Raw genomic sequence first — 25712 nt, 5'->3', positions numbered from 1 at the left:
GTCATGACAGAAGGGTCGCCTATGAATAGAGCTTAACAGACTGTTCAACTTAAGGTGTGAAGCTATCAGGCCTCACATCATGACACCGTTCGCTTCAAGAAAAGTTACATCTTATCTAAACGCTAAACTCATCAGACACAATTTACATATAAAGAAGAGGCTCGGGCTTGTTCAACTCTGAATAAAGCTGTCGGCTGCGCGACAGCTATTCTTATTTGTTAGTGAAATCGATACTTTAGAAATTGGGGTGATTAGGATAAGTATGGCAACGTCAATGACCTAAGGTTATATCATCACAGAAGACTTCCAGATCCTTAATTAAATTGGATGGCTAAAGAAAAAAAGTTCGGTAAAATTTGTATGTGTATAGCTGGATATTTGGTGAGTTTTGGATTTATTGTTAGCTGAAAATTTAGAGTTAAATGTTCGGATTACCGAAGGTGAGTACGGCAAACTTAAAATTAACTACGGTCAGCTTCCTAAGCTGTCTCATGTTAGCAAGCATTCGTACTTTTATGAAAATAATGAAGACACTATTGAAGTAGAGGACTTTACCGAGCAGTTAGCTCCGAAGTATCTTTTATCAGGAACTATTAATTCTAGTTCCCACTTTTCCAAATTGTTTAGATACGTATATTCAGGTAAAGCTAATAGGGCTAAACTAAAAAAAGTGTATTTCACGTTTCCCGAACTAGCAGCGTATTTCAACAATGAAATTTCAAGAAACCTTGAGCAGAATGGTAATCTGAGCGGAAATGTCACTATAGTTCCACTGGAAACAACAGTATTCAAAGACGACCAATACGTCCAGATTGGATTGAACCAAAACTATCGACTCGCTGACACATCAACTAAAGATGGTTTTACATTTACAAGTTCCATGACTTTGACCTTAGAATTTGAAAACTCTATTACTTTCAGCGAAATAGAACACTACCTGTATAAATCACAAAACCTTTTCACTTGGATTACAGGTTTTCCTATTAAAGTGTCTAAAATCGAGGTGTCGGATGGCGAAAACAGAGGATCGTTATACATCCCAACAGTAAAAGATACTTTTGAGCATGACCTTTCATACCCAAATAGCTTAATGCTTTCAGAGCGATTGAGAGAGCATTTCCCAAAAATTTGTGATTCATACTTCGTAAAAAATGCGTTTGAATTTGAGAATATCTGGTCACGAACAATACCTTTATACAATTTCAATGGCGTTTTGGAGTATGAAACAATGCTTTATGCCGCCATTCTCGACAAGTATTGTAGTCACAAAGTCGACCAATTAAATCTTGATACCACGCTTGATGAAGATGAATATGTCGAGCTAACGGATAAAGTTTCAGCCTTGATATCTGGTGATACAGAGCTAGTCCATAGTTTTTCAAAAGGTATTCTGGCAGATCTGAGTAATGTGAAAGTACTTAGGGAAGCCTTACCTAACCGTTCTGCTGCAACCTTTAAACAAAAAGTTAAGAAATATATAAGCCACATAGGTAAGTACGTTACAGAGGTGTTCCTGTCAAATGATGACCTACATTTGATTAAGGAGGTCAGAGACAGAGCTGCTCATGGTGAAGTAGAGCAATTCACTACGGACGAAGTAAATAAAATATACTGGAAGTTAAGAATGTTGGTTATCTACTTAATCTACAGAGACTTAGGTGTATCCGATTGTGAATTTCTCAAAATTATTTCTTTTACATTAAACCCATTAGCTTTGAACTGTGATATAGACAAATTTAAATTGGATACCAAGCTAGATAAAGCCATTGCGCTACCTGTATCAGAATCAGTATTTAATGAACTATCATCTAAGCTACCACTGGAACTGGTTCTTACTCGGAATGAAAATATTTACGAAATTCATAAAGAATATACCGCCAAACTGTCGGACTATTTTAGTTTTAAAAATTCTAAAGATAGAAAAATATCGAACTTGGATGAGTATGTACAAACCTTGCTAGATAATCCTAAACTCGAAGCGAAATATGCTGGCAATGCATATGTTACTTATAAGAAAAAAGCCACAAATTACACAGTGTAATCCTTGTTGACACACCAAAAAAATTAAGAAGTTACAATTTCTTGTAAAAGAAAATATTTTATTATGCGGGAGCAATAAGTTTGCATCTTATCTTTTGCCATCCATAAGTTTAAGTAAGGTGAATATCATACGTTTAACTGATGACAAACCGATCACTAAATCATAATGGGGCACTTTCGTGCTAGAAAGTGCCGAATGAAACAGTTCTGGACAGAAATATTTCAGCCCGAATAGGCTGAAACGAAGATGGACAGAAACTCGTTAGATCTAATGCTCTAGAAAGTTCCTATTGGATTAGGAAAAGTATGTTGGAGATTTGAGCATTTATTAGCTGCTTAGCATATCTGGGTATATTGATACTCCATTGCCATTAAAACGAAAGTTATTAAGTGTCATAAATCCACTTCCATCACTGAAATCATATGATATCGCAAACTTATCCAAGATTGACTTTAGCTCTTCAATTTCGTTTGGCATTGTTGGCTCTACTATCCACAAACCAGCAATTTTAAAGGTGGGATTTTCAATTATATTCGTACAACAGTACTGATACGAGCCTAGCTCTTTGAGCAAAAGCTTTAACCCACCTATGCGCCTGCCATTACGAGCTAACGTTGCTTCCCAAGCAGTAACCATGATCATTTTTGAATAATCAATCGATACATCTGTTTTTTTATCCTCAGACTTTTCAAAGTTGACCAAATATGGTTGATCTAGAAACTCGCTTGAACGCTCATAAATAAGTTGAGATAGCATCTTAGGGTTAGTGGTATTGATCACCAGTTTGTCCACATCATTGACCAACACAATGGTTGAAATCACCACACCACTGACAGTAGCCAGCCATTTACGTAATGGATCTCGTCCAGAAAATCTTTTATTCATGCCGCCTCTATAATTCCTCGAGCATCGGATTGCCTTTTGCAAGGTCGCTGGAAAGGAAGCCTGACGTGCCATAAGGAAGTTTGAACACATGATTTGCTCCGCAAACTGAGCACTCAACGGTATAATTACTACTGAAGCTTAGTAACTTTCCAACTGGTAAATAACAATCAATTTCTGCCTGACAATAAGAACACTGAGTTTTGAATTGTTGATGATTCATATACCCCCGCCCAAAGTGTGATACAGATCACATTTTAGGCGAATAAAAATTAATGGTCAACTAGATTGCCATGCATAGGGTTTCATTCAATCCCTCCAAAACACAGTTCTGAATAATAACTTTGGCAACATCAACAAAATAGGATTAGGTCATGACTTCTAGCTATCATGAATTCAAGTATTGCAAAAAACGCGTATCTAAATTGAAGAGAAAAATTGTGCCAGCTCACTTTGGGGCAGAAACGAGTCTAACCGAAGCATGTCTATAAAATCGGTGGCTATTCAGATATCGTTGTTTCTCTTGACTTCTCGATCATGAAAGCGGCGTCGTCTGGTATCGTTGTTTTCCTTGACCTCTAAGATAGATTTTTGAACCTTCCCCAACGATGTTTATGATCGGTCAAAGGTTACGTGATCGAAAAATGTCACATTTTTCATTACTATCAGTGAGTTAATGACCATTTACAGTACTTTGGTATCGTTGTTCTTCTATTCTATCTAACCACTAACGAATCTCGTTCTGCTCGCTCCTGCACCTCGGCTTTTATGGAGAAGATCACTCATAGGCCACAGAAAATTGCTTTTTGAGATCGCTCGTAGACCTTAGGGGCTGAATCGAAAAGGGTTCGATGAGAGTAGGACATCGTTGTTTCTCTTGACCTCTCGATCATGAAAGTGGCATTCACTGGTATCGTTGTTTTCCTTGACCTCTAAGATAGATTTTTGAATCTGACCCAACGATGTTTATGATCGGTCAAAGGTTACGTGATCGAAAAATATCACAATTTCCATTACTATCAGTAAGTTAATGACCATTTGCAGTACTTTGGCATCGTTGTTCTTCAATTCTATCTAACCACTCACGTATCTCGTTCTGCTCGCTCCTGCACCTTGGCTTTTATGGTGAGGATCGCTCATAGACCACAGAAAGTTGCTTCTTGAGATCGCACGTAGACCAGGATCCTTTTTAAGAAATAATAATTTAAATACAATAGGTTATGCTCACATCCATCAGGAAGAGGATCACTCCTAGACCATATAAATCTGCTTTTAGAGATCGCTCGTAGACCTTAGGTCGCTGAATCGAAAGGGGTTCGATGAGAATTGGACATCGTTGTTTCTCTTGACCTCTCGATCATGAAAGTGACGTCCTCTGGTATCGTTGTTTTCCTTGACCTCTAAGATAGATTTTTGAATCCTTATCCAACGATGTTTATCGTTCGGTCAAAGGTTACGTCATCGCAACATATCACAATTTCCATTACTATCAGTCAGTTAGTGACCATTTACAGTACTTTGGTATCGTTGTTCTTCTATTCATCTAACCACTCACGTATCTCGTTCTGCTCGCTCCTACACCTGGGCTTTTATGGATACGATCGCTCGTAGACCTTAGGTCGCTGAATCGAAAGGGGATCGATGAGAATAGGATATCGTTGTTTCTCTTGACCTTTCTGTCATGAAAATGGCATCCATTCGCATAGCGAATATATCTATACACTTTTTCTTTCAAAACAGCGTCGTATACACTAGGGTTCTATTACTTCGTTCTGAGAAGGATACTCATGAAAGCTCGCATTGGGGTTGCATCGGAAGATCTCATTCGTAGGCACATGATTAGTGTGGCCGCAGGCAACATTAGCCATAATAAGCATCTACCTACATTTTGGTTCACGTCACTAAATGAAGCTTCAAAGCTACTATGTAATGAGAATATCGAACTAATGCTGCTGATCAGTAGAGAAAAGCCTGAAACTCTAGCTGATCTTGCGGAGATTAGCGGTCATCATATCCACGAACTGTCACGAAAAATCGACGCCTTATCATCAAAAGGATTTATCCAGTTCGAGGAGAAAGGGAATGCTTGCCGACCTATCGCTCTATTTACTGACTTTGAGGTCCTTCTGGGCAAAGAATTGGAGATTACACTGCAAGAAAGCTATCTTGCATGATACCCACCATTCGTTACTGCGGCGCATGCCGCTTGGGTAGCACAGCTTTATGCTGTGCAGACTCGAATGGTGATTGTTCTTAATACTTCCCGTCTAGACCAACTTGATAGTCATCGATGATCTCTTCCAGTTCTATTTTGAGGGCTTCAGTTACTTCAACTAGCTTATCAGTATTGGTAGAGATAGCGTGATCAAGCAATTCAAGAAGTCCATTTAGCGTAACCTCACTATCCTTTGATTCGGCTTGCTCGTTATCACTTCTTGTATCCTTAGCCTCGTTCTTCATATCAGCCTCGCTCATAAAAATGCCTGCCGTAAGCACGGTTGTAGCACAATTACACTCTCGCCAGCCTCTTAGAAGTCGCCTCAGCAAAAAATCTTAATGATTTACAAAAAATATATTTAATTTCATTCAGTTACAGGCCACTAAGATTTAGACACTAAAAGTTAGTGTCTAAATCTTAGTGGCGAAAAATTAAACAACACGTCCAATGATTACCTTGTACAGAAGTAACCTTCAAGTAACTTGAGTAGAAGTGCTTAGCGTTTATCGAACCCTGTGAGATATCGAGGTAAAACCAAGATTAAATCAATTGCTCTTGGATTATTGATTCTGATGAAAAACCAAGTGCCCGATACCCTTTTTCTCGCTTATTGAACATCCTGAGCAGCATTGGAAGTTTTGCATCAACATAGTCGATCACTTTCACCTCCTCTTTTCCTTTGTAATCACGCTGTATTCGCCCTACATATTGGATTAACGATCCTTTCCAAGATACTGGCAACGCCAATATCAAAGTATCTAGGCGTGGAAGGTCAAAGCCCTCTCCTACAAAACGTCCTGTGGCAACAATGACTTGTGTACTGTCTAGCTTCGACATCACCTCAGCTTGCTGCTTTTTCTTCATCGAACCCACTAATATTTGGTGTGTAATCCCCGCATCATTAAGCAAACCAGCAATGATATTGGCGTGCTCTCTCCGTTCGGTTAATACGATCGGAACTCGGCCATTAGCGACTTCGTTTTGAATGCCCTCGACAATAGCGGCATTACGTACAGGGTGAAGCATTAACCAACGATAAATTTCAGAAATATGAGGTTGAGGTTCATTCGAAGATAAATGTAAAGGCACTTCCAGGGTCAGCTCTCGGCGATCTAGTACCTGAGCAAACTGATTGTTTCGGTCTAACTTTATGCTATGCCTTACTCTACCTGCTTGCATAAATATGATCGGTTGATGCCCGTCTCGTCTTTCAAGTGTTGCACTAATCCCAACGACGTACTTAGCATGCGCTTCAGATAACACCTGCTCATATTGTGGTGCTGATAGATGGTGGCATTCATCCACAATAATTTGGCCATATTCTTTCACCAGTGCATGAACACTATTGTCGCTTCTGTTTATCAAACTTTGATAAGTCGCGATATCAACTTGTCCTGTTGGTTTCTTCTTACTTCCTGTATATACGCCGATATCGACACCCTGGGTGAAAGCTTTTAAGCGCTCCTGCCACTGGTCAACAAGCTGCTTGTTATGCACTAAGACCAGGGTATTGACTCCTCGTCTTTCTATTAAACCGATTGCCGTTACCGTTTTGCCAAAGGCAGTAGGAGCATGAAGAACACCGATGTCATGCTGCATTAGCTCATCAATCGCTTTACTTTGCGCTGAGCGCAAAGAGCCAACGAATATCATGCCTGCTAGCGCCTGACCAACAAAACGATTATCCGTTACTTGGAGAGCAATACCTAATTCTGAGCAAATAGCCTTTACGTCATCCCAACAGCCCCTCGGCAAGCTCAAATAACCACTGTCTAACTCCGCCAAACATATAAAACGTGCAATTCCGTTGGTAGATAAACGCAACCCTTGGGCTTTGAAAAACTTAGGGTTCGAAAAGGATGCCAATTTCTTAAACTGGGCGATTAAAGAATTCGGAACTTGACTTATAGGTATGTACAATCGGTTAGCAAGAACAATGTCTATCGCCTTAGGTCTGTCTGGGATGGAAACGGTAGTGTTCACTGTTCGCTCCCAAGGCTTAATCGACAGACCATCCTCAGCACCATTTCGATGCTCCACTCTGCTTTCGAGAAGTAATTCTATTTTCTCAATAGATAGTCGTCCCATCGACGCTAACATCTCCCATTGATCAGAATATGGTGTAAAGGACTGATCAACAAACACCGAGTTTCCGTTTGCACGAGCTTGTTTTTGTAACGGCAACGCAATCAGATTCCCAATTCCTCCGATAGGTAGCACGTCTTGGTTGGGGAATAGGCGATCATAGGAATCAAATGACAAAGCGCCATGAATTTTCATCGCTTCATCAAGTAAATAGAACCCTAATTGTCGAGCCACTTTTGCATCAGCCGCTTGTGCAAAGAAAATCCATACATGTGCTCCCTGACCTGAACGAGATCGCTCTAATAAACAATCGATACCGTTTAGTTTGCACACTTCGACATACGCAAGAGAAGCTTCTTGCCAATCACTTTTGTCAAAATCAACCGCGAGTAGCCAACAGGTGTTGTCCGCTAGCATAGGATATAAACCAACAACTTCTTTGCCAGTAAGATGGGCATACACAGCGGCATCATCTAACGGCTTGAATGCTTGATTGGGACACTCCAAACACTTTACTTTAGGTTTGCCACATAGACCTTGATGCCACTCGTTTTCGCAAGCGATCGCATAACCACTTCTACCTTGTTGATTCTGCCACCTATGTGCATAGCATTGACTATTGCCTTTAAAATAACTCTGATAGATAGACAGTTTTTGTTGAGGTGACATTTCACATACAGGCTTCTTGTTAATCGCTTCCTGCGTCAATAGACGCTGCTTCTGCTGTTCAAGTTGAGCCAGATCCTTTTTCAGCTCATGAATCTTTTGCTCAATTAGCTCAAGCTCATCCATATCTATCCCCGACAATTACATCATTTTCATGCAGTTAATCATCGATTGTATAAAAGACAATACGAAAACAAAGGCACAATTCATAACCCATCTGACATATTTATAAAGCATTCTTGCCTAAAATCAGTACATACCGTCGCTAAATTGAGAGTTGTTCACGTTTTGATGATGCTTCAACATGTGCCTTTCGGCTTAAGAACTCAAGATCAGACATTCGTTGATGTCGCAGATGTTGTGCGAGGGAAAAATTGCGGCTGTATATGCCCTTCTTGCCATACACCACTGATTGCGAGACAAGGTGAAGAAAAGCAATGGCACTTTGCTCACGCGAGCCGCAAGGTTGAAGGAACTGATAAAGAATGTGATTTTTCTTTTTTTGTTTCTGTGCGCATGATGGCGAGACAAGTGATAGAAACTGGTATAGCTATTGTTCTTCCTGAATACAGGAGTTCTCTAACAAAACAAGTGAAAGGAAAGTGCTTCAAAGAAGATTTTTGGGTTGCTAAGTCATCCACCATCTTACTTGATAACGTCGATAAAGAAGCTTCATTTGAAAAATGTGTTGTAGACGTCATGGGCAGAGTCGGTGAGTTCACCTTTGTTATTTATTTCACCCACCCAAACCGTCCACTTCCAAGTGAATTGCTCACTCCACATAACAGGCAATGCGGTATACTCGAAATCAAGCTGGATGATACACATCACCTATTTACACGTAATAAAGTCTCAGGAATTCGGCAACTAGACAGACTGAAAGATTACCTTCAACACGATTTCGAATCTAAAGTGTGGGTATTTCACCCACGCTACGTTCAATTGAAGCAAGAAGCGACTGAGCGATTATCCTTAAAAGCATCTCGGTACACTCCGCCCCCTACTCCGAGTCTTCTTAATGACCAACTCCGCCATCGCAACCACAGGAGTTTCAAGCTTCATCGTTCCGACTCATGGCAACCAGCAACGAAAGCTATCCAGCCAGAACCTGTGCCAAGACGTTCAGCTCAATTTGAGTGCATCATGTGTCAATGCCAGTGGCAAGTTACGCTACCTAGTAAACCAATCTGTCCTAAATGCCGTAGCCACCTATACGCTAGCGAGATCTCATCAAGATAAGAACCACATCAAGCGTTCATTTTATTCTTTTGTTCATTTTTTATGAACAAACCGAAAAATGAACGCCGACAAATACTACTCTTAGTTTTGATTCTCAAAAACTAGAACTCGAAACGACATTTCGCTGCTATCTTTTCAAGCTCATTAGTTAGCTCTCCTTACAACGAACGAACACGGTGCCTTGCTCAAATTTCAATTTTCACGCTAAGAAATATTCTGTGGATTTACCAATTTTTTCAGATTTTAGTATTCCTGCTGTAACCATACCGTCAAGTTTTTGCTTCGCGCTGTTGTAGCTAATACCTAGTAAACTTTCGACTTCCCTCGCTGTTACCGTTGGCTTTTTACGGTAACGAGGCTCACCAGACACAAACCCGATGATCTTTCTCTCAATATCTTCTAAACCAGAATATCGCTCTTCCAACTCCTGCATTCGATGTGCCGCTCGTTCATAAACGGAAACAAACTCATCAATGGCGCGACTGATAACTTTCAGCTGATATTTAATAAAATACGTTAGGTCTAAGTTATCGTGCTCCGTATCTAGATAGCTCACACCATATTGAATTGGAGCTTTTTTAAGCAATGCTGATATCGCAATATAACGAAAGCCTGTATAACCAGATTTAAACATATACCAGTAAAACAAAGCCCTAGCGACTCTCCCGTTACCATCTCGAAACGGGTGAACATAACCGATGACAAAGTGAAGTGTGATGGCTTGAATAACAGGATGAACGCCGCTGCCATTAGCATTTAACCAATTCACGACCCGAGTGAGTAATCTTTCAATATCATCGTATTTAGGCGGTTGATGAACAACCTCCCCTTCAGCATCAACAACCGCAACATCATCCGTCGCTCTAAATAAGCCTGAGGTATATTTTTCTTGCTCTAGCGTTTTTGTTCCAGCACTGTGTAAATTTCTGATTAACTCAATGCTGAACGGCTCATCCCTAAGCTCCCACGCAATTTGCATTAAGTCAAAATTTCCAAAAATCATTCGTTCATCGTCAGTACGAGGCTTCCTTTTTTTCTAATCATTTCTTTCGCAAGGATTGTCGTCGTAGCCGCCCCCTCCAATTGACTACTCGATATCGCTTCATCATCCACAAGGTTATTCGCTAGATGCTCAAAATGCGCCCGTTCACCAATTTGTTCTAGGATACCCAGCATTGCACTATGCGTGGTATGTCGATCAATCTGTGATAACACACGACCAAACTCGTGCAAGTTATTGAATCTGCAATACTGTATATAGTCAGGAGAGTTTAATAGTGCTTGAATCACTTGTTCAGGTAAGCCAGGAGGCAATGGCTTGTCTTCTAATGGTGTTAGCTCAATCAAAGTTCTATCTCGGGACAAACGAGTTAGCCACCAACAATATTTGACATCCAAGCCAGACTTTACCCTGCGCCTAAACTCGTTAAATGAATAGTAATCACCAGATAACGGGTTAATGTAATCTGTATAGTCGTTAGGATTAAGTCCTTGATTACCAATCTCAAACAAAACGTCACTAATCGTACTAAACGGACACTCTGGCGGTGATAAATACTTACCTGACATGATTTTCATCTCAAAATCTAACAATTATGAGATCAGATTAATTAAGATTGCGTGATTTTGCTAGTTTTAATCACCCACGCCTGTGATGTTCATCTGTACTTTCGCTTGTACCTATCTTCCTGAAGAAAGCATGGCTCAAGTTAAATAGCATTCACATAGCTAATGAAGAAAAGCAACAATGGGCAGGTTTTGCTATTCAAAAATGGATTGCTTGCCAATTCTGCCTCTTCTCAAGATATACTATTCGAAACCGAGGCTTCGGCTTCTACAAGCCCCTATTAGGTGGATAAATTGAAATTTTACGCGGTATCTGATTTGCACTTAGATTTACACGGCATCCATCGAAGCTTCTGGCATAACTTCGATAATGACGCTGTCTTGATCATCGCAGGTGATACTGCCAATGCGCTTAATGGCATTGCGTATGTAAAAAATGTTCTTTGTTCTTACTTTAAAGCCGTTGTCCTCGTTGCAGGAAACCACGAGTGGTACAGCAGTAAAAGTAAATCTTACCGTTCTGGCTATCTGCGCAAACAAGATTCAATAAGCTATACAGACCGTAGATACTCCCCAATAGAAAAGCTCAAGGTGCATAATGACACAACTAAGAATTTGTTTTTTCTGGATAATGAGTCAATATACTTAGATGGGTATAGCATTTATGGGGGAACTCTTTGGTTTCCTATCCACACATACTCGTCTGCACTGATTGATGCCTACTCAGAACTGATGAATGATACAAAGTACATCAGCCATCAAATGATTGAAGAACAGTACAAAGCATTCATTAACAACTTTCCAGAGAAAGTTGATATAGCAATATCTCACCACCTTCCATCTAAAGAAGCTTTTGCTGTCGAGCAAAATGCCAGCAGCGATTATGCTCCGTATTATCATGCAGGGTTGAGTAATGAGTTGATCTCAAGAGCTAGGTATTGGGTGGCAGGACATCAACATGATGCTGTAGAGAAAGTCATCGCTGACGGTAGGACGACATTTATTTGTAACCCCAAGGGTTCTGTCCGCTTAACCAGTGGATTACTTACTAATAAAGCTTATTACCTATAAGAGCTAGCCAGCAACAAACTTCGGCATCTGAAAGCCCGCTAGGGCTTTCTCACTGTGATCATTGGCCTTGTGAAGCAACCAAACAGAAATGATGCATAGATCCATCACCTCCCCTCACAGCCCCAACACTATCATTCGCATAGAAATCACTAAAAACACTTTTACGCGCATAAAAGTGTTGAAATCCTCTTTTTTAAGCGCCAAAAAATGTTATACCTTGCATTTAATTGCGCATTTTTGTGTAATATACACTCAACCAGATAAGCTCTTTAACTGAGGTGGCTAGATGAAACGAACACTACTTGAAAACCTACTCACCTGGAAAGACAAGCCGACAAGGAAGCCCTTGCTGATTGACGGTGCTAGACAAACTGGTAAAACATTCTTATTACAGGAACTATTAGGAAGTACATTCGAAAATGTGATAAGAATCGATTTCCTAGAAAGCCCTGAGTTAATGGAAGCTTTTTCAGGCTCCCTAAACCCTAATGACATCATCACCAACATTGAACTATTAACAGGAGAAATCTTCGAACCATCGACAGATCTTCTTATTTTAGATGAAATTGGTGAATGTCCAAGAGCGGTCACCTCTCTTAAGTACTTTGCAGAAAAGGCTCCCAAAGCTTATGTTGCTGCTAGTGGTTCAAATATCGGATTGCTCACGTCCTTTCCCGTTGGAAAAGTTGAGCAACACAATTTAAGGCCACTGACTTTCAGGGAATTCTTGTGGGCATCTGGAGAAAAAGCACTGCAAAAAGCATTTGACCAAAAGCTGAATTCTCCAGCAGCTCATACAAAATTAATCGAACTACTGACCGACTATTATTTTGTTGGCGGCATGCCTGAAGCCGTAAACTCATGGTTCGAAAACTCAGAACTCAGTATTATTGAACGCATTGAAGCCGTGTCTGAAGTCCATAGGAACTTAATTGAGGGCTACATGCGTGATTTCGGAAAGTACTCTGGAAAAGTGGATGCACAGCTAATCGAATCTGTATTTCGAAGCATTCCCGCTCAACTATCTTCGGTATTCGACGACTCCGTTAAACGGTTTAAATTCAAGGGAGTTCACGAACGCAAGTCTCGCTATGCTGAGTATGAAAGTGCGATCACATGGCTTCACAAGTGTCGGCTTGCTTTAAAAAATCATCCTATTGAAGGACAGCCTCGTTCTCCTTTAGCTGCTTATCAGAAGGAAAATACGGTTAAACTGTTTCTCTTTGATGTCGGGCTATTGAACCATATGCTCGGCACTGGTTACCGTGAAATCAAACAGCAAGGCTATGAATACAAGGGATATGTCGCCGAAAACTATGTTCAACAGGAAATCGCTGCGCTAGGTATTGAACCAAGTTTCTCTTGGGGAGACGCAAGAGCAGAGATAGAGTTCATTATCGCTGATGACCTAGGTCGAATTGTGCCTGTAGAAGTAAAGAGTGGTAAGCGAACCCGTGCGAAATCATTGCAATCCTACATCGAGAAGTGCAAACCCCACAAGACAATCAAACTTACAGGTACTCAAGGCTCTCCAGCAACAGAGAAGGAGCACATCGTGATGCCGCTTTACTACACAGAATACTTACTTGATCACCTCAGAGATCTAGATAAAAGCTAAGTGAGTAAGAAAATACTCATTAACATCTAAGAATCAATGTTATGAGTAATTTTTTACTCATAACATTAATAACTAATTCATAAGCTTTAGAGGATCTGATGAAGCGAGGCTGCTATGAATAAAAGTGCTCCAGAAAAAAGAGAGTCTGTAGAAGAAGTCATAGCTCGTTTAAGGGCCAATCGAGATGCACCTCACGAGATATCAGAGAGATATGTCGTTAATACATCGCCCAAAACTTCAATAAATCAGAGAGTCTCAAAAATCGCCCCCTCCACTCGTCCATCAGAACGCAAAACCGAGGCAAGCAAAACCATCAAGCAACTCTTGCTTGGTAAACTTACGCAAGGTCAAGCGTTGAAATATTTACGTATTAATATACTGGGACTCAAACAGGATGTGTTCGCAAAACTCGTCGGTGTTTCAAGAAAAACACTCTCAGATATAGAGAATGATCGGGGCAGCTACAATACAGAGATTCTCAACAAGGTATTCAAACCATTTGGCTTAAAAGTCGGACTACTCCCTTCTTCTCCCGATGCGTTAAAATCGCTATTAATGGATGGTGAGGATGGGTAAAATGCTCAGTATCAGCCCTATTTATTTAGATTGAATTGCTATAACAAGCTAGTATTTTTAAATGATTTAGGAATACATGGACGCGGGTTCAGTTCCTTTTTAAGCAGGAAATTGATGTAACATTTGATGCAACACCAAATTGGTAACATCGATATAAGTTACTGAATCTATGAAAATTGAGAAACCATTTCAACTCCCGCCAGCCCACCAAACGTTTGGAAAGGGCGATAACTCTTAGAGTTATCGCCCTTTTTGTTACCACTCGTTGATAAGTAAACGGCTTTTCACACCTTTTACTTGCAACCCCATAGCTTCAAATACTTCTTCAAACTCAGAACATTGATGTGGAAGTGTTGGAAGAGACAATGACGCTTCTGAAAAGAATCGAGACTTCAAAATCGTATTTTCGCCCCAAGCCAATTGCCACCAATCAAGAACACGCTGTTTCGAGTCATGCAAGCGATGTGCAGTAGGCACCTTATCGCTTTTACTCAAATTCTCATCAGTAGTTGTTGGTAACAAGTTCCATTTATCGTTATTTGGCCAATAGGTAAACGGCAAACAGTGATCGACATGGAACTCATTTCTGAGTTTGCTCCCACTCCATACACTATGAATATCTATATCTTGCTTACGCAACTGTTCAACGCGTTTTCGGACATCTCTTGTGTCGTGATCTTTATCAATCCAAACTAAGCAATCAAAGTAAGTTTGCAGTGAAATCTCTCGATCTTTGTTTCTCTTGAATCGCTGCATTTCTTTTATCCACTGATTGATAACCAAAGGCTCGATCCATGAGTGGTATAAGCGAAAGCAATCCCACAAGCTTTCATCCAGAATAAACTTCCCGTAGCTTTGTAGAAACAAAGTATCTATGACGATCGAATCACCATGGTTAGACCTTTCTCTTTCTACAGTAAAGTAAGTTTTTCTGTTTTCTGCGCTACCTTGATAAGTAAACTTAACTGGATTGTCTTTAATCGTTGCAATTGAATCTCTAATCGTTTTATCAAACGCTTTAGCTTGTTCACCAAGGAACATAGCACCTATAGATAAATCATCAGCCCCCAGTTTAAACTCTTTTAGTTTTCCCCAACCGTCTGGCTTAATAAACCCCAAACCAATAGATGAATTCGAGTTTTGCTGAATGTCTTCTTTATCAATCAACCGTTTAAATTGTCGAATCCAATACAAGGCGACAAGTCCAAGTGGAATAGCTACTTTACCGTCACTACGATCAATAACAGCCCCAGAGTGGGCATCAGCGATTCTTAATAGTGTTCGAAGCAGAGCCAACTTATATGTAGCTGATTTACTGTCATTCACTATGATGTGTCGAATTTTCTTAAGATCACCAGTCCCATCATCAGGCAGAGTCATGACGGCGGTTTCCCACCATACGGTACGTCGCTTCATATAATCATCACTCTTTGTAACCTGAGTGACGTGAAGCGCACTACTTTTCGACAAAGTTTCGAGTTCCTCAACCGATACTTCATAGCTTTTGCGACCATCATCAAATTGACCATGACGTAAAGAAATCACCAATTTCCCATGAGGTGCTAATAGATTTGAAAGCTTACGAAACGCTCTTTCCCGATAGCTAGGAGCAATATGCATCCAAACAGCACTAAGCAAAATTAGGTCAAACTGGATACCCAAGTTCTCAGTCTTAGTTAAAGCTGGCAAAGAATCGTCTAACCATGAAACGTTTAAACCTGTTTTCTTTTGACCTAGTGTTCGCATAGCTACGCTGGGTTCTACAGCAAACACTTCACAGCCTTGTTCTTCAAACCATTTCGCATCTCGCCCAGAGCCAGCGCCTAAATCCAACACTTTTGAACCAGAAGCAGGCCAGTAACGTGACCACGACTGATGTACATCTTCAAATCTCAAAGCATCGTACTGGGAGCACAGATCTTGAGCATTTTTGTTATAGAAATCAGAATGTAGTGACATCGTAAGCTCTTAAAATTCAGTTTTCTAAATCATAAGTCGTGTCTGTTTTTAACGCGAGAAAGTTTGATAAAAGTATGAACAAACATGAGACAGCTCACCCAACCTCATTGTCTCTAACTTGCCTTTTCAGCCACTCAGTAAACACCGCAGTGGTTTCATTTGGGTTATGGGTGATCAAAAAGTACCCTGCGTTTGCGGGTATGGGGTTGAATGGTGAAATAAGCTTGCCTGTTTCCAGTTCATTTTGCAGTAGCATTGAGCGAGCCATGGCAATCCCTACCCCTGCTTCAGCAGCGGACATCGCCATATCGGTGCGGTTAAAGAAGTGCCCTTTGAGAGTCGAAATCTCAACGCCCATTTCGGACGCCCAATAAAGCCATTCATAATCTCTTGGTGCTTTTGCCCATGGCATTGCGTCATGAAGTAGGTTCACCTCATCCCAATAGTTTTTATTGTTACTAATATCTTCAAGCCATGGGTGAGCCTTTAAATAAGATGGACTCATGACAGGTAACAGAGATTCCGCCATAAGTAACTCAGAGTTTTTCCTGTTATAAGGAAAAGGGCCGTAATCTATTGCGAGATCGAAGTCCTTTCTTTCACTATCCACCAGCGCCCCTTCCGCAAAAAGCTGTACCTGAATATCTGGATTCTGATGATAGAAATCTTCAAGTTTGGGTAACAACCATTTGAACGCCAACGACGGAGTGAGTTTAAGGCGGATCTCTTTACGATTCTCACGTTGCTCCAAGTTATGTAACGACTCTTCGATGTCGTGAAAGCTGCGTTGGACAACCGCTCTAAGTGCCTCTCCTGCTTCGGTTAATTTCACCCCACGCGAATGGCGTTCAAATAGACTAAAACCTATTTTCGATTCTAATTGGAGTAACTGCTGACTAATTGCACCTGTCGTTATGTGCAACTCCTTAGCTGCTGCACTGAAACTTGGATATTGAGCAACTAACATGAAGGTGTGTAACGCTGATACTTGAGAACTCTTTAACATAGCTTTGCTTATAGTTTTACTAAACACTGCTGATAATTTTTATCGATTGTTAACAAAAGGTAAAGCAAAGAAACTACCGCTATAACAAATGAGGAGTTTCAAATGGAAGTTATCGTTCTTGGAAGTGGTGTCGTAGGTTTAACATCCGCATGGTATTTGTCTCAGGCAGGCCACAGCGTGACGGTAGTAGACCGCCAACCACGTAGTGCTGAAGAAACCAGTTTTGCGAACGCTGGGCAAATCTCATATGGCTATTCATCTCCATGGGCCGCTCCAGGCATTCCTCAAAAAGCGATCAAATGGTTATTTGAAAAACACGCACCTTTAAAAGTTAAACCATCGCTTGATCCTCAAATGCTGCAATGGATGACGCAGATGTTGGCGAACTGCCAACTTGCTCGTTACCAAATCAACAAGTCTCGCATGCTGGCCATTGCGAATCATAGCCGCGAGTGTTTGAAAGAACTTAAGAAGCATCACAACGTTGAATATCAAGGTCGTCAAAAAGGCACACTACAAGTATTCCGTACCGAAAAACAGCTCATTTCTATCGAAAAAGACATGAAGCTATTAGAGCAAAGTGGTGTGCGCTTTGAACTAATGGATGTGGCTTCTTGTATTAAACAAGAACCGGGCTTAACTCCAGTGCAGGATAAACTGGTTGGTGGCCTCTATTTGCCTGATGATGAAACCGGTGACTGTTACCTTTTCTGTCAGCAACTAACGGAGCTGGCGAAATCCCAAGGCGTACAATTCAAGTTCGATACTCAAATTCAATCACTAGAGATTGAAGGCAAAAAGATCATGGGTGTCCAAACGGATAAAGGCCTATTGAAAGCAGACGCTTATGTGGTCGCTTTAGGCAGTTTCTCTAAGCAGATGTTGAAGCCTTTGGGCGTAGACGTGCCTGTATACCCAGTAAAAGGTTACTCATTAACCTTACCGATTGTGAATGAAGAATTGGCACCAACCTCTACGGTAATGGATGAAACCTACAAAGTTGCACTAACCCGCTTTGACGACAGAATCCGCGTTGCAGGTACAGCGGAATTGGCTGGCTTTGATCCTTCTATTCCAACTGCTCGCAAAGAAACGATTGAGATGGTGGTGCGTGATTTGTTCCCACAAGGGGGCGATTTTAGTAAAGCGGAATTCTGGACTGGCTTCCGCCCTATGACTCCGGACGGTACTCCTATCATCGGCTCAACACCGATAGAGAACCTATACACCAACACGGGTCACGGTACTTTAGGCTGGACTATGGCTTGCGGATCAGGACAAATTCTTTCAGACATCATCACTCATGGTGATGCAAAAATTGATGTAACAGGATTAGGCGTTTCTCGTTATTACAGCTAAAAATCCTATCAATCACCAAAAAGGGTCTAGCCAGACCCTTTTTTATTAATGTATATACATATTATTCACCACAAAACATCGCAATTTCAAAACAACCTCAAAATGAAAATTTATTCATATAGGCATGCATAATTCTTATATAAGTAATATCTGATTTATAAAAGACCACTTTTTAACCAAATCTAGAATTTATAACTTACCGTTCACTCTTTAATCAGAATTTCGTGTGAAAAATCACAGTAATTAAGTCTTAGAGAAAATTTGGTTAACATTACTGTTACAAAAGATTATTATCTGACACGCAAAACAAACACAACTATCACTCAACAGGGAAAATACTAATGCAGTCATTTGTTGATTTTCTAAATGGAATTATCTGGAGCCCGGCGCTGATTTATCTGTGTCTTGGCGCAGGTGTTTTCTATTCAGTTCTAACTCGTTTCGTTCAGGTTCGTCATTTCTTCGAGATGTGGCGCCTTTTGCTTTCTGGCAAAAGTTCTTCTAAGGGCATATCTTCGTTCCAAGCACTTGCAGTTTCTCTGTCAGGTCGTGTGGGTACAGGTAACATTGCAGGCGTAGCAGCAGCAATCGGTTTTGGTGGTCCTGGTGCTGTTTTCTGGATGTGGGTTGTAGCATTCTTTGGTGCCGCGACAGCCTATGCAGAATCAACTCTCGCGCAAATCTATAAAGAAGAAGATAACCATGAGTTCCGTGGTGGCCCTGCTTACTACATCGAAAAAGCAATGGGTCAAAAATGGTACGCATGGATCTTTGCTATCGCGACTATTTTTGCTTGTGGTGTCCTACTTCCGGGTGTCCAGTCAAACAGCATTGGTAATGCCGTGGAGACTGCATTTGGTTCAGGACCAATGATTGACACTGCTATCGGTACATTCAGTTTCGCAAAAATTCTCACTGGTACGATTGTTTCAATCCTTCTTGCATTCATTATTTTCGGTGGCGTGAAACGTATCGCTAACTTCACACAAATTGTTGTGCCATTCATGGCTCTGGCTTATGTGGTAACTGCGTTCGTTATCATTCTGCTAAACATTGGTGAAGTACCAAGAATCTTCGGCATGATCATTGGAGACGCATTTACACCTATGGCTGGTGTCGGCGCTGCAATTGGTTGGGGTGTGAAACGTGGTGTTTACTCTAACGAAGCGGGTCAAGGTACTGGTCCTCACGCTGCAGCGGCAGCAAGTGTTGATCACCCAGCTCAACAAGGTCTTGTACAAGCGTTCTCTATCTACATCGATACACTATTAGTATGTTCGGCAACAGCATTTATGATCCTAATCACTGGTGCTTACAACGTACACGGTGGCGCTGAAGGTCTGTTCCTAGTTCAGAACATCGCAGCAGATGTAGCGGCGAACGGCCCTGCATTCACACAGATGGCGATTGAAAGTGCACTTCCAGGTGTTGGTAAACCATTCGTTGCATTCGCGTTGTTCTTCTTCGCATTTACAACCATTCTGGCTTACTACTACATCGCTGAAACTAACGTGGCTTACATTCGTCGTACTTTCAAAGTTGACGGCCTAATGTTCTTCCTAAAACTGGTGATCATTACAGCGGTATTCTACGGTACGGTGAAGACGGCAAACCTTGCATGGGCAATGGGTGACGTTGGTGTAGGTATGATGGCTTGGCTGAACATTGTTGGTATCGTGATTATTTTCTTCATGGCTAAACCAACAATGGCAGCGTTAAAAGACTACGAACAACAACAAAAACAAGGCGTAGAAGATTACCTATTTAACCCTGTAAAACTTGGCATTAAGAATGCGACTTACTGGGAAGAAAAATACAAACGTAGAACAGGTAAAGCACCAACAGCTGACTCAGATTCTGAACTAGAGCAGGTTTCAGGAACTCCGGCAGAACAATCTTCTAACTAAAATTAGAAAGATGAAAAAGGGTTAGCTAAGCTAACCCTTTTTATTTGCAGCGAAAACGGCAACTTAGCTTTTCACTGTTTCCTGAATAATGTCTTCACTAGCATTTGGACGTTTTGCCCAGTAACCAGCCAACACAGATCCTGATAAGTTATGCCAAATCGAGAATATGGTTCCTGCAACGGCTGATGCTGGGGTGAAGAACTTCATTGCCAATGCAGTTGCTAAACCTGAATTCTGCAAACCTACTTCAAACGCTACTGTACGACACACAGTTTCATTAAAGCCAAGTACACGGCAAATCCAATAGCCAGAAGCTAAACCGACACCGTTATGTAAAATAACGGCCAAGGCTACGATTGGGCCGATTGTCGCAAGGTTCCCAGCATTCAACGCCACAACAATGGCAATAATAAGGACAATAGCCGCCATTGAAATAAGTGGTAATACTGGCTCTAGTTTCTCAGTGACTGATCGTAAGAAGACATTCAACAGAACGCCACCAGCAACGGGTACTAGAACAATCTTCACTAAGCTCATCAGCATACTGGCAACAGGTACATCGACAGCTTTACCCGCCAATAACTCAACCAATAGAGGTGTCAGTATCACACCAAGTAAGGTAGATATTGATGTCATAGTTATCGACAATGCAACATCCCCTTTTGCTAGATAACACATCACATTCGATGATGTACCACCCGCTACACTGCCAACCAACACCATGCCGATAGTGAGCATTGGATCGAAACCCAGCAGTAAACTAATTAGCAAAGCAGTAATAGGCATGACTGAGAATTGTAAAATCAAGCCAACACCTATCGCCTTCTTATTATGGATAACATTGAGAAAGTCTTTAGGTTTTAGGGTTAACCCCATAGCCAGCATAATGATTGTTAGAAGTGGAACAATTTGGCCTTTGTGCTCAACGAATAAGCTAGGTACAAAATAAGCACAAAGAGAGAACAATATTGCCCATAGAGGGAATAGTTGCGTGATAATCCTTAACATATACATTCCTGTTTAATTTTATATTTATAAGCCTTACCAACTGACTTGCCACTTCCGTTAAAATGACATCATGGGATAAGGGATAGCTAGGCCCATAGCGCTAGTATCAGGAATACGTTACTCCACTCTTTGAATATAAAACAACCAGACATTTACTGTGGGTTAGAATTTACACACAAAAAAAGGCCGACCATAGGTCGACCTTTCTAGAAATCAAAAGTTAATTAAGCTGCAACTTCTTTCAGTTCAACTTTAACTTCTTCTTTAACGAAAGCTGGTTTACCAACTGGTAACACTTCACGACCGTATTCTGCGTTAAGAACTTGAGCCATTGCGAAGTAGATAGCGCTTGCGCCACAGAAGATACCTTCGAAACCAGCAATAGTGCCGATTAGCTCGCTACCAGTGAAATCACGTAGTGCTAGTAGAGCAAATAGGATAGTCAGTGAACCGAATACTACTTGTTTTGCAACTGGGTAGCAGCGAGAACCAATGAACATGAAACCAGTGAAAATCCCCCAAAGACCTAGGTACCAACCCATGAAGTGCTCAGGGCTAGCAGGCAGACCCATTTTTGGCATAACGATTAAACCAACAAGAGTTAACCAGAATAAACCGTAAGAAGTGAATGCTGTTGTACCGAAAGTATCACCACGGTTGTAGCACATAATGCCTACAATAACTTGACCTAAACCGCCGTAGAAAATACCCATAGCAAGAATCATAGAATCTAGTGGGAAGAAGCCTGCGTTATGGATGTTAAGCAGAATTGTAGTCATACCGAAACCCATTAGACCAAGTGGTGCTGGGTTAGCTAATTTAGTAGACATTACTCATGTACCTTAAAAAAAGTGGATAAAATTTACGCGCGGATTTTAATGGACGGCTAGATAAAATAAAGACTTCATTTACAAAAACTTAGATTTCATTTTTATAGCTATTGAGTTACAAAAAACCAAAAGCTATTTGTGCTGTACAGAAACAAAATAACCCTATTAAAAACATAGAATTAAAACACAAGCAAATTACCCACCGTAGGACAATTGCTTAATATTTGAGCTTTGCAATAACTCAGACATATTTTCTAACTGAAAAAAGAAAGCCCCAGAGGTTCTCTGGGGCTTAGTAATAGAGCTAATCGAATATTATTCCCACTCGATTGTCGCTGGCGGCTTACCAGAAATGTCGTAAACCACGCGTGAAATACCATTCACTTCGTTGATGATGCGGTTAGACACTTTACCTAGGAAATCATAAGGTAGGTGAGCCCAATGCGCAGTCATGAAGTCGATAGTTTCTACTGCACGTAGCGATACAACCCAGTCATATTTACGACCATCACCCATTACGCCCACTGAGCGTACTGGTAGGAATACCGTAAATGCTTGAGACACTTTGTTGTATAGATCCGCTGCATGTAGTTCTTCAATGAAGATAGCATCCGCACGACGAAGTAAGTCACAGTATTCTTTCTTGATTTCACCAAGAACGCGAACACCTAGACCAGGACCAGGGAATGGATGACGGAAAAGCATGTTGTATGGAAGACCAAGTTCCAGACCGATCTTACGTACTTCATCTTTGAACAGTTCACGTAGTGGCTCAACCAAGCCCATTTCCATATCGTCTGGCAAACCGCCAACGTTATGGTGAGATTTGATTACGTGAGCTTTACCTGTCTTAGATGCTGCTGATTCAATCACATCTGGGTAGATAGTGCCTTGAGCCAACCATTTTGCATTTTTCAACTTCTTCGACTCTTCATCGAATACGTCAACAAACACGTGACCAATTGTCTTACGTTTCTCTTCTGGATCAGACTTACCTTCCAGAGCATTTAGGAAACGCTCTTCCGCATCGACTTTGATGATGTTCAGGCCAAATTTATCGCCAAACATTTCCATCACTTGCTCACCTTCATTAAGACGAAGTAAGCCGTTGTCTACGAATACACAAGTCAATTTGTCGCCGATTGCACGGTGAACAAGCATTGCAACCACAGAAGAATCCACACCACCAGACAAGCCAAGGATAACTTCATCGTCACCTACTTGCTCTTTGATACGTGCTACTGCGTCTTCAATGATTGATTCAGACGTCCATAAACGCTCACAGGCACATACGCCAAGAACAAAGTTCTCTAGCATTTGCAGACCTTGTTTTGTGTGCGTTACTTCTGGGTGGAACTGAACACCGTAGTATTTCTTCTCTTCATTAGCCATTGCCGCGTAAGGACAAGTGTCTGTTTCACCTACTTTTACGAAGTCAGCTGGAATTTCAACAACTTTGTCACCGTGGCTCATCCAAACATCTTGGATTTCAGCAAGATCTTTGAATAGTGCTGATTCACCAGACACTTTAACTTGTGCGTAACCGAACTCACGTTCTTCTGAACTTGCTACGCGACCGCCTAGCTGTTCTGCCATGGTTTGCATGCCGTAACATACACCCAGAACTGGAACGCCAGAATCAAATACATATTGAGGTGCGCGAGGAGAGTTTTGTTCAGTTACACTTTCTGGACCACCAGAAAGGATAATGCCATCAGGGTTGAATTCGCGAATGTCCGCTTCTTCTACGTCCCAGCTCCACAGTTCACAGTAAACACCGATTTCACGTACGCGACGCGCGACAAGTTGAGTGTATTGAGAACCGAAATCTAGGATCAGAATTCGTTGATCATGAATGTTCTTTGTCATATTGAGCAATCTTATCAGCTAAATGGAGAATCGGAGGCGAGTCTACTCGCCTCTCTATAAGTCATCAAGTAAAAAAGCAAACGTTTACGTAAGGTGCATATTCCGCTAAGAAACTCGCCGTTACGATCAAACGTTTATTGAGCTAAACCGTCTATTAATCTAGACGCGGCTCTTAACCCATACGATAGTTTGGTGCTTCTTTAGTGATTTGAACGTCGTGTACATGAGACTCAGCCATACCAGCACCAGAGATTCGTACGAATTCTGCTTTAGTACGCATGTCTTCAATAGTAGCTGAACCTGTTAGACCCATGCTTGAACGTAAACCACCCATCTGTTGATGAACGATCTCTTTCAGACGACCTTTGTATGCGATACGGCCTTCGATACCTTCAGGAACGAGCTTGTCAGCAGCGTTATCAGACTGGAAGTAACGATCTGAAGAACCTTGAGACATTGCGCCCAAAGAACCCATACCGCGGTATGACTTGTAAGAACGACCATTGTATAGAATGATTTCACCCGGTGCTTCTTCAGTTCCAGCGAACATTGAACCAACCATTACACAAGACGCGCCTGCTGCGATTGCTTTACAGATGTCACCAGAGAAACGGATACCACCATCAGCAATGACTGGAATGCCGTATTCATTTGCTACTGCAGCAGCATCTGAAATTGCTGTAATTTGAGGAACACCGACGCCCGTTACGATACGAGTAGTACAGATAGAACCAGGGCCGATACCCACTTTCACAGCACTAACACCAGCATCGATAAGAGCTTTAGCTCCAGCACCAGTCGCTACGTTACCACCAATGATGTCTAGATCTGGGTAAGCTGCGCGAGTTTCACGGATGCGGTTTAGAACACCTTCAGAGTGACCGTGTGAAGAGTCGATAAGTAGAACGTCAACACCCGCTTCAACTAGAGCCGCAACGCGCTCTTCGTTACCAGCGCCTGCACCAACTGCAGCACCTACACGTAGGCGACCACGAGCATCTTTACATGCGTTTGGTTTACGTTCTGCTTTGTGGAAATCTTTTGCAGTGATCATACCGGTTAGCTGGAACTCGTCGTTCACAACCAGTACTTTCTCAACACGAGCTTCGTGCATTTTTTCTTGAACTTCAGCGCGGGTTGCACCTTCTTTCACTGCTGCAAGACGCTCTTTAGGTGTCATTACAGAACCAACTTCTTTTGTTAAATCAGTAACAAAACGAACATCACGGCCAGTAATGATACCAACAAGTTCGTTGTTATCCGTTACCACTGGGAAGCCAGCGAAACCGTGCTTTTCTGTCAGTTCAATAACATCTGCAATCGTCGCTTCTGGGTTTACTGTGACAGGGTCAACAACAACACCAGCTTCGAATTTCTTAACTTTACGAACTTCAGCTGCTTGCTGCTCGATTGACATATTCTTATGAATAAAGCCAATACCGCCTTCTTGTGCAAGAGCGATAGCTAAACGAGCCTCTGTCACTGTGTCCATAGACGCAGAAATCATTGGAATATTTAGAGTAATATTTTTAGTTAGCTGCGTATGTAGATCGGCAGTGTTTGGGAGAACGGTGGAGTGTGCTGGTACGAGTAGAACATCGTCGAATGTCAGCGCTTCTTTGGCAATTCTAAGCATTTGCAATATCTCACAATTTAGAGGGTAAATATAAAAACAATCCAAATGCCCTTTTCGTATAGAATGTTTAACCATCCCGAAAATTTACATTTGGATTAGATATTGCGGACGGATTATACGCCCGACGCAATCGCTTGGCTACACATTTTTTTCATTTTAATTTGCATTCCGCCCCT

Annotated in this window: 19 protein-coding genes; 8 read left to right on the top strand and 11 right to left on the bottom strand. The window is 41.4% G+C overall.

Annotated features, from left to right (window positions below; genetic code table 11):
• Window positions 1–388: 388 nt before the first annotated feature.
• Window positions 389–2041 carry a hypothetical protein gene (locus tag P4S58_RS02810; RefSeq protein WP_337162869.1) on the top strand — a complete coding sequence of 551 codons (1653 nt, stop codon included), beginning with the start codon at window positions 389–391 and terminating at the stop codon, window positions 2039–2041.
• Between the two features lie 327 nt (window positions 2042–2368).
• Here the strand turns inward: P4S58_RS02810 and P4S58_RS02805 are convergent, their stop codons facing one another.
• Complete coding sequence (locus P4S58_RS02805; RefSeq protein ID WP_337162868.1) at window positions 2369–2926, bottom strand: hypothetical protein; 558 nt, start codon at window positions 2924–2926, stop codon at window positions 2369–2371.
• A gap of 1784 nt (window positions 2927–4710) precedes the next feature.
• Here P4S58_RS02805 and P4S58_RS02800 point away from each other — a divergent pair.
• Window positions 4711–5097, top strand: a complete 387-nt coding sequence (locus P4S58_RS02800; protein WP_140276694.1) for an HVO_A0114 family putative DNA-binding protein — start codon at window positions 4711–4713, stop codon at window positions 5095–5097.
• 79 nt (window positions 5098–5176) lie between these two features.
• On the opposite strand, the gene P4S58_RS02795 is transcribed toward P4S58_RS02800, so the two are convergent.
• Entirely contained in the window at window positions 5177–5383 is a 207-nt protein-coding gene (locus P4S58_RS02795; RefSeq protein ID WP_337162867.1) for a hypothetical protein, read from the bottom strand.
• Window positions 5384–5681: 298 nt separating this feature from the next.
• Window positions 5682–8018, bottom strand: a complete 2337-nt coding sequence (locus P4S58_RS02790; RefSeq protein ID WP_337162866.1) for a TOTE conflict system archaeo-eukaryotic primase domain-containing protein — start codon at window positions 8016–8018, stop codon at window positions 5682–5684.
• 165 nt (window positions 8019–8183) lie between these two features.
• On the opposite strand from P4S58_RS02790, the gene P4S58_RS02785 reads away from it, so the two are divergent.
• Window positions 8184–9131 carry a competence protein CoiA family protein gene (locus tag P4S58_RS02785; protein WP_337162865.1) on the top strand — a complete coding sequence of 316 codons (948 nt, stop codon included), beginning with the start codon at window positions 8184–8186 and terminating at the stop codon, window positions 9129–9131.
• Between the two features lie 199 nt (window positions 9132–9330).
• On the opposite strand, the gene P4S58_RS02780 is transcribed toward P4S58_RS02785, so the two are convergent.
• Both P4S58_RS02780 and P4S58_RS02775 read right to left on the bottom strand, forming a co-directional pair.
• Window positions 9331–10110 carry a Fic family protein gene (locus P4S58_RS02780; protein WP_337162864.1) on the bottom strand — a complete coding sequence of 260 codons (780 nt, stop codon included), beginning with the start codon at window positions 10108–10110 and terminating at the stop codon, window positions 9331–9333.
• A gap of 20 nt (window positions 10111–10130) precedes the next feature.
• Complete coding sequence (locus P4S58_RS02775) at window positions 10131–10700, bottom strand: hypothetical protein (RefSeq protein WP_337162862.1); 570 nt, start codon at window positions 10698–10700, stop codon at window positions 10131–10133.
• A gap of 291 nt (window positions 10701–10991) precedes the next feature.
• Here P4S58_RS02775 and P4S58_RS02770 point away from each other — a divergent pair, with 291 nt between their 5' ends.
• The 3 genes from P4S58_RS02770 (at window position 10992) to P4S58_RS02760 (ending at window position 13962) form a co-directional block, all read left to right on the top strand.
• Window positions 10992–11768: a metallophosphoesterase gene (locus P4S58_RS02770; RefSeq protein ID WP_337162861.1), complete on the top strand. Its 777-nt coding sequence runs from the start codon at window positions 10992–10994 to the stop codon at window positions 11766–11768.
• Between the two features lie 286 nt (window positions 11769–12054).
• Complete coding sequence (locus P4S58_RS02765) at window positions 12055–13386, top strand: ATP-binding protein (RefSeq protein ID WP_263838112.1); 1332 nt, start codon at window positions 12055–12057, stop codon at window positions 13384–13386.
• Window positions 13387–13500: 114 nt separating this feature from the next.
• Window positions 13501–13962, top strand: a complete 462-nt coding sequence (locus tag P4S58_RS02760; protein WP_025795024.1) for a helix-turn-helix transcriptional regulator — start codon at window positions 13501–13503, stop codon at window positions 13960–13962.
• A gap of 255 nt (window positions 13963–14217) precedes the next feature.
• On the opposite strand, the gene P4S58_RS02755 is transcribed toward P4S58_RS02760, so the two are convergent.
• Together P4S58_RS02755 and P4S58_RS02750 are read right to left on the bottom strand one after the other, a co-directional pair.
• Window positions 14218–15921, bottom strand: coding sequence for a class I SAM-dependent methyltransferase (locus tag P4S58_RS02755; RefSeq protein ID WP_102968349.1), 1704 nt, complete (start codon window positions 15919–15921; stop codon window positions 14218–14220).
• Between the two features lie 94 nt (window positions 15922–16015).
• The gene (locus tag P4S58_RS02750; protein WP_102968350.1) at window positions 16016–16927 is read right to left on the bottom strand and encodes a LysR substrate-binding domain-containing protein; all 912 of its coding nucleotides are present in this window, start codon (window positions 16925–16927) and stop codon (window positions 16016–16018) included.
• 102 nt (window positions 16928–17029) lie between these two features.
• Between P4S58_RS02750 and P4S58_RS02745 the strand changes: the two genes are divergently transcribed.
• Together P4S58_RS02745 and P4S58_RS02740 are read left to right on the top strand one after the other, a co-directional pair.
• Window positions 17030–18286 (top strand): D-amino acid dehydrogenase, encoded by a 1257-nt coding sequence (locus P4S58_RS02745; protein ID WP_102968351.1) that lies wholly within the window; start codon window positions 17030–17032, stop codon window positions 18284–18286.
• A 341-nt stretch (window positions 18287–18627) separates the two neighbouring features.
• Complete coding sequence (locus P4S58_RS02740; RefSeq protein ID WP_042489699.1) at window positions 18628–20193, top strand: alanine/glycine:cation symporter family protein; 1566 nt, start codon at window positions 18628–18630, stop codon at window positions 20191–20193.
• Window positions 20194–20256: 63 nt separating this feature from the next.
• Here P4S58_RS02740 and P4S58_RS02735 read toward each other — a convergent pair whose 3' ends face one another.
• The 4 genes from P4S58_RS02735 to guaB all read right to left on the bottom strand — a co-directional run bounded on the left by P4S58_RS02735 (window position 20257) and on the right by guaB (window position 25536).
• Window positions 20257–21201 (bottom strand): bile acid:sodium symporter family protein, encoded by a 945-nt coding sequence (locus P4S58_RS02735; RefSeq protein WP_102968352.1) that lies wholly within the window; start codon window positions 21199–21201, stop codon window positions 20257–20259.
• Window positions 21202–21425: 224 nt separating this feature from the next.
• Entirely contained in the window at window positions 21426–22031 is a 606-nt protein-coding gene (locus P4S58_RS02730) for an acetate uptake transporter (RefSeq protein WP_042489695.1), read from the bottom strand.
• 315 nt (window positions 22032–22346) lie between these two features.
• Window positions 22347–23900 (bottom strand): glutamine-hydrolyzing GMP synthase, encoded by a 1554-nt coding sequence (gene guaA / locus P4S58_RS02725; protein ID WP_042489694.1) that lies wholly within the window; start codon window positions 23898–23900, stop codon window positions 22347–22349.
• Window positions 23901–24072: 172 nt separating this feature from the next.
• On the bottom strand, window positions 24073–25536 hold the full coding sequence (gene guaB / locus P4S58_RS02720) for an IMP dehydrogenase (protein WP_042489692.1): 1464 nt from the start codon (window positions 25534–25536) through the stop codon (window positions 24073–24075).
• Window positions 25537–25712: the final 176 nt, after the last annotated feature.

The sequence above is a fragment of the Vibrio sp. Hal054 genome, assembly GCF_037162405.1.
GTDB lineage: Bacteria > Pseudomonadota > Gammaproteobacteria > Enterobacterales > Vibrionaceae > Vibrio > Vibrio diazotrophicus.
The sequence above is the reverse complement of the archived record's forward strand: the minus strand, read 5'-3'. Positions and strand labels throughout refer to the sequence as shown.